This is a genomic window from Nitrososphaera sp. AFS, from assembly GCF_009898475.1.
In the GTDB taxonomy this organism is placed as follows: Archaea; Thermoproteota; Nitrososphaeria; order Nitrososphaerales; family Nitrososphaeraceae; genus Nitrosopolaris.
Genome location: NZ_QURE01000082.1, coordinates 1 through 5,782, shown reverse-complemented (window position 1 = coordinate 5,782; position 5,782 = coordinate 1). Strand labels below are relative to the sequence as shown.

Here is a 5,782-nt window from a genome sequence, read left to right as displayed (position 1 = left end):
CGTACTAGTCTCCCCACATTCTATCATTACGAAATACTTGCGAGCGTAAGGCAAATAATATCCTGTACTATCAATCGCAAAAGCAGCACAAACAACATAAATAGTTATGGCTTTGAGAGACCAATTTTATTGAGGACCGCAACAGGCTGGCAACTGCCACTTACGGTAAAGGTCAAACAACATATGGCTGTGTAATGTAAGAAATTAATTATAACGACACCTTAGAGCAATTACTAGCAAATACTCAACTAGCTTTAGGCATCTTGACTGAGACTAGGTAATATAGCAGAATACTATTGATAAAATTATTCTCCTGCTTATCAAGACACTAATGGGCATTGCCAGGTAGTAGACTGCCACACAATCCCCCAGTCGGATGGAAATACACAAGTTAGAGGCAAATAAATAGAAGATGTATGGTTATCTCACTCGCGGATGATATTAACTGATGATGTGGCTGATAGAAAGAGGGTATATCTCCCTTGGTAAGTAAGAAACGCAATCTCAGGGCCAATATCATAATATTAGCAGGCATAGTAGGCATAGCAGCAATATTATCGATATTGTCCTATCAATATTCCAACCTAATTTCTAACAAGATTGCGGATATTGCGGCAAATGAAGTGAGGTCCAACGCCAGAATCGAAGTACATGATATCTCACAAATTTTAGCAAATAAGTTGGAAACAGTAGGCGCCCTTGTACAGACACTTGCTGAATCCCCCGCAGTACACAACAATGAATACATCAGAGCACACACCGTTATTAATACCAGGCAACAGTCCTCGAGTAATTTAACAGATTTCTACATGTGGCTCAATAAAGATGGCAAGATAAATTGGATAAGCAACATTAATCAAAGTACATACCAGAAATACAAGGGAACTAGCCTCAGCTACAGGCCTTATTTTACCGTTCCAAAGGTTACTCACACCGAATATTATAGCAGCCTCATATCATCGAATGACAGAATTCCCAGACTGTATATTTCGTATCCTGTGATCAATATGACAGGTAGATCCATTAATGGTGATGACAATGGAACGTTCACTGGTCTAGTAGTAGCTTCTGTTAGGTTACGAGCCCTAGGAGACTTTTTGAATAATCAATTATCCCCCCAATTTAATGGTACTATTGGATTGTTAGATAGAAATGGAATTATTTTATATGCTACCGGCGGCCAACAATACGCAGGTGAGAATGTTTTTGGAAATAACTTTCAGTCAGTACTTTCCTCTCTGATACATCCTGCCGGCTCAAGAATTCTGCTAAACGAGATACTAAAAAAATCATTACAAGGGAATACAGGATCCGCAGACATTCTCATCAACGGCAAAGTGAATACTATAGCGTATCAACCAGTAGTGGTTAATGGAAAGAATTTTCTAACTTTATACATTACTGCCCAACATACACTTGCAAGAGATGCGAGTGCATTAGTTGGTCAACAGCGATCTTTTACTATATTAATAATAGCTACAATAGGAGCAGTAGCATTTATTATAGCATTTTTGGTTTTCTCATGGAATAAGAGATTAGAGGCCGTGGTAAACGCGAGAACTGGAGATCTTAAACAAGCGAATGATTCTTTGGCAAAATCAAACAAACAACTCGCAATAGCTAACGAACAATTAAAAACGCATGACAAAATGCAAAATGAATTTATAAATATAGCAAGCCACGAAATGAAAACACCCACCCAAGCTATATTAGGATATTCTACCTTAATACAGCGACATCCCGAAAAACAGAATGAAATGATTCAGGCAATATCTCGAAATGCGGTAAGGCTTCAAAGACTTACGAAGGATATACTTGATGTCACCAGGATTGAGACACAATCACTAAAACTGAATATCGAGAAAGCCAATCTGAAAGAGTTAATATCAGAGATTATTGAAGACCAGAGAAATGAAATCAAGGCAGCGAATAAGGACATTAATTTAGTCTTTGAGTATGATGGAGATATTGAAATAGATGCAGATAAAAGTCGTCTTGCTCAGGTCATTTCTAATCTAATCAGTAATGCCATCAAGTTCACCAAAAAGGGCGTCATAACAGTGGATGTGGAAACAAAAGACGGTAGTGCTATCATTAGTGTACGAGATACTGGCCAAGGCATAGATCCCGAGATCTATCCAAGAATATTTTCAAAGTTTGCAGCCAAATCAGAAACAGGTACCGGCTTGGGTTTATTCATTTCTAAAAGCATTGTAGAGGCGCATGGTGGCAGGATATGGGCTCAAAATAATTCTAGCAACAGAAGAGATGTTTTGAATAGAAAGGAGGGAGATGGTTTTGAAGAAGGTGCTACCTTTGCTTTCAGCATACCTGTAAACAAGCCAATTGATGAAAGCAATCGTTACTGGGAAAATGACCACCATTAAAGACAACCTTACCGTTTTACTTGTTGATGATGAGCCTGATATCACGACAATTTTTGCTTTAGGCCTTGAGGATAGTGGTTTTAAAGTGGACGCATTCAATAACCCGCTTGAGGCGCTATGAAGGTGCGTATGACCTTGCGCTAATAGACTATAAAATGACAGACATGAATGGCTTTGGACTGTATACAGAACTCAGGAAGCTAGACACACGGCTCAAGGTATGTTTTATTACAGCATATGAAATTTACCTTGAGAACGCGAGGACAACACCAACGCACTATTACTTCCCGACAACAAAACAAAGCTGAAGTAGGTGTAAAGTGCTTTATTCAAAAACCTATTGCTGTAGCTGAATTAGTGAAAAGGGTAAAGGAAGAATTACATTCATGATACCAAAGTAGAGTTTTGATAATAGGACGTTACTACTTTTAGATACTACTATATACATCGTAAATTACTCCAGTTCGACTGTTGATATAGCTCCATAAACTTGAATCAATATCCAAAATCTTAAATACGGATTTTTGTTTTTCGTCAAGTGCCTCATATACTAATTGGCCAATTGCCAGTCGATTTGGCTTCACTAGCCCAGTCATTTTAACTGCGACATTAACAGTGTAGCCGATAATGTCGTAATAGGGAATTCTTGTTTTTTGTTGCTTGTTAATGTTGCTACTGTTATTGGGAATAGAAAGGGTTCTCCAACCATATTGTAAAATTGCATTATCGCTGCCAAGATCTATTCCAATACGTACACTGATTTCTGGATAACCATTCTGGTCAAGAATTGGATTTATCCCTTGTTGTACTACTCTGATCATCGATCTTCCGCAATTGATCGCATTTATACAAGGCAGATACGGATTATCTATTACGTTTACAGGAAAGAAGGTTAGAATTCCATCTCCCATATACTTCAATATGTAGCCTCCATATGCTTCTACCATTCGGGACATTTCACGAGTAAATGCCTGAATTATCGTTGTAATCCTATCAACAGGAAGAGTCATAGCTAATTTAGTAGAATCTACAAGGTCTATATGTAAGACTACAAGCGTGACTTTCGATTTAGCAAATTTATCTAAAATGTTATGTGTTTCTTCCATTGATATATCGAATTCTAGCTCTGATTTGAGGGCTTCCCAGATACTGTTTTGTGCATGTGCTATGGCTAGATCGATATTAACAACTGCGTCAAGGTTAAATAAATCCATATACGAGGAAGCTCCTTCTAGTCCTAACCTCCTTTGTAAATTTGATTGTCGTCGTAGTTCTTCTACTTCCTCAATTTTAATCTCATTAATTACTTTTTCAACATCTTTTTCATCAATATCCAGCTGATAAGCGATTGTTTCAACCGGAATATCTGAATGATATAAATTTGATATAGTATGCCGCTGATAAATCCTTGTCGGGGATGAATTGATATCTTGTTGTTCGGGCATACCTTTACTCTACAGACCAACAACCGTTAATAGCTATCAAATACGTCACCAAATTTAAACAGACTCAACTTCAGACCGACTTTAATGTTAGCCTTACCCCATTATAATTGATTGCGTTGTCTTGTTGTCTTCTTATTTATTAGTTTATTTTTGAACAACTGGAATGGTTAATACACTTATATCATTTTTACTTATTGGATAACACAAATTTCTGAATTTTCATGCGTTATTTTTTACTCTAGAACAAAATGAAATGTACCATAATGTATGAATAGTTGTACATAGTGAAGTTCTAAACTGAGATGGAATACTAACACTTAAGTTCAGCAGGGCCTAAGACTATCTAGATGAAAGGTTGAATCAAAACAGTTTATCATATGATAGCGCTTGTACATGCAAAACATGCAATCATGGATTAGCAAGGAATTGTCTTAAAGCTAATTGTAATTGCTGCAACGATAATAATAATAATAACCATTCTATGATTCTAGATGGAATAGAAGGATTTACCTACAAGCCTTCTGCTAGGATCTCACGTGAGACCCCAAGCGAAAAATAGAAAGTAAATCAATCCTCATTTTTTGACTCTTGAGCTTAACGTCTCACTAGTCTTTCACCAATATCTTCTCTGGTTACGATAGCAATACAGATTTAGGTAACCAGTCTCAGTACCAGTGGTAGCGAGAAGTAAACATGTCAGATCAGGAATATACACCGGTAGCGAACCAAAAAGATCTGCAAGATGGCCATCTTCTTAAAGTAGACGTCTTTGGTAAACCAGTTGTATTATCCAAGGTTAATGGCAAGATATATGCGCTGGACGCTGTGTGTTCACATGAAGGAGGTCCTCTTGAAGACGGTACACTTGATGGGTTTGAAATTGAATGTCCTTGGCATGGCTCTAGGTTCGACATAAGAACAGGAGAGGTAACAAGCCCTCCTGCAGAAATCGCACAGATTGCTTATGAGGTAAAGCTCGAGGGCGATAAGATATTAGTTAAGAACAAACCCGAGGCAGAAGAAGAGAAAAAGGCAAGCAAAGGCCCTCCAGAACACGAACTTGTGCTATTACAAAAGGAGAAAGTTCAGGAGACGGATATGATGTCCTTTAAATTTGGAAATGAAACTAAACAAAATCAAACTGCACAGCCGGAAGCGCCATTTAATTACACAGCAGGACAGTATGCTTATTTTGACATAGGAGGTGTTAATAACGATCCAAAAGGACCGATCAGGCATTTTACAATTTCTTCGTCTCCTACTGAGAGCTGGATTATGCTAACCACTAGAATAAGAGATTCTCCCTACAAAAAAAGACTTTCCTCCCTACAAGATGGAGTTAAAGTAAAGGTGAGAGGACCGGAGGGAAAGTTTGTATTACATGATGATCAGTCCAAACCTGCAATATTCCTTTCAGGAGGAATAGGTGTGACTCCCTTCAGAAGTATGATAAAGTATGCTACAGATAAACAACTACCAATAAAAATAGTGATGTTCGATTCCAACAGAAATCAGCAAAACATAATTTTCAAAGAGGAATTTGATGAATGTACAAACAAAAATAAAAATTTAAAGGTTATATACACTATTACCGATGAGGATAATACAAAATCATCTTTTGATTCTGCTTCAACTTCAGACCCTTGGACAGGCGAAAGAGGCAGAATAAACAAAGAGATGATAAACAAACGTCTGGACCAAAACGACTTAAATAATTCAATTTTCTACGTATGCGGACCACCTGCCATGCTAAACACAATGAAGAGTATTTTGGAAAATGATCTAAAAATTACACAAGACCGGATAAAAGTAGAGGAGTTTACTGGCTATTAGCTATAATTCTAAGATCAGACCAGTGGTTAAAGGAAATAAAAAATATTTTTATTTTTGACTTGTGAATTCTGACATGTGACACTTACTGGCTAAAAGTTGGAAGGATATAGAACAACT

The 5,782-nt window shown here is 37.3% G+C and carries 6 protein-coding genes; 5 read left to right on the top strand and 1 reads right to left on the bottom strand.

Going from position 1 to position 5,782, the window contains the following annotated elements; translation table 11 throughout:
• The 4 genes from DYY65_RS12525 to DYY65_RS08730 form a co-directional block, all read left to right on the top strand.
• The coding region (locus DYY65_RS12525; RefSeq protein WP_236561756.1) for a hypothetical protein at window positions 1–195 on the top strand (195 nt) is incomplete at its 5' end.
• 287 nt (window positions 196–482) lie between these two features.
• A complete protein-coding gene (locus DYY65_RS08735) occupies window positions 483–2,387 on the top strand; it encodes a sensor histidine kinase (RefSeq protein WP_162477581.1) in 1,905 nt (634 codons plus the stop codon).
• Complete coding sequence (locus tag DYY65_RS12755; protein ID WP_255457498.1) at window positions 2,374–2,508, top strand: hypothetical protein; 135 nt, start codon at window positions 2,374–2,376, stop codon at window positions 2,506–2,508. Before DYY65_RS08735 ends, DYY65_RS12755 begins: the two co-directional genes overlap by 14 nt.
• On the top strand, window positions 2,495–2,695 hold the full coding sequence (locus tag DYY65_RS08730) for a response regulator (protein WP_162477580.1): 201 nt from the start codon (window positions 2,495–2,497) through the stop codon (window positions 2,693–2,695). The genes DYY65_RS12755 and DYY65_RS08730 overlap by 14 nt, the downstream gene beginning before the upstream one ends.
• A gap of 120 nt (window positions 2,696–2,815) precedes the next feature.
• On the opposite strand, the gene DYY65_RS08725 is transcribed toward DYY65_RS08730, so the two are convergent.
• Entirely contained in the window at window positions 2,816–3,832 is a 1,017-nt protein-coding gene (locus DYY65_RS08725) for an adenylate/guanylate cyclase domain-containing protein (RefSeq protein WP_162477579.1), read from the bottom strand.
• Window positions 3,833–4,525: 693 nt separating this feature from the next.
• Here DYY65_RS08725 and DYY65_RS08720 point away from each other — a divergent pair.
• Complete coding sequence (locus DYY65_RS08720) at window positions 4,526–5,665, top strand: Rieske 2Fe-2S domain-containing protein (RefSeq protein ID WP_162477578.1); 1,140 nt, start codon at window positions 4,526–4,528, stop codon at window positions 5,663–5,665.
• The last annotated feature ends 117 nt before the right edge of the window (window positions 5,666–5,782 follow it).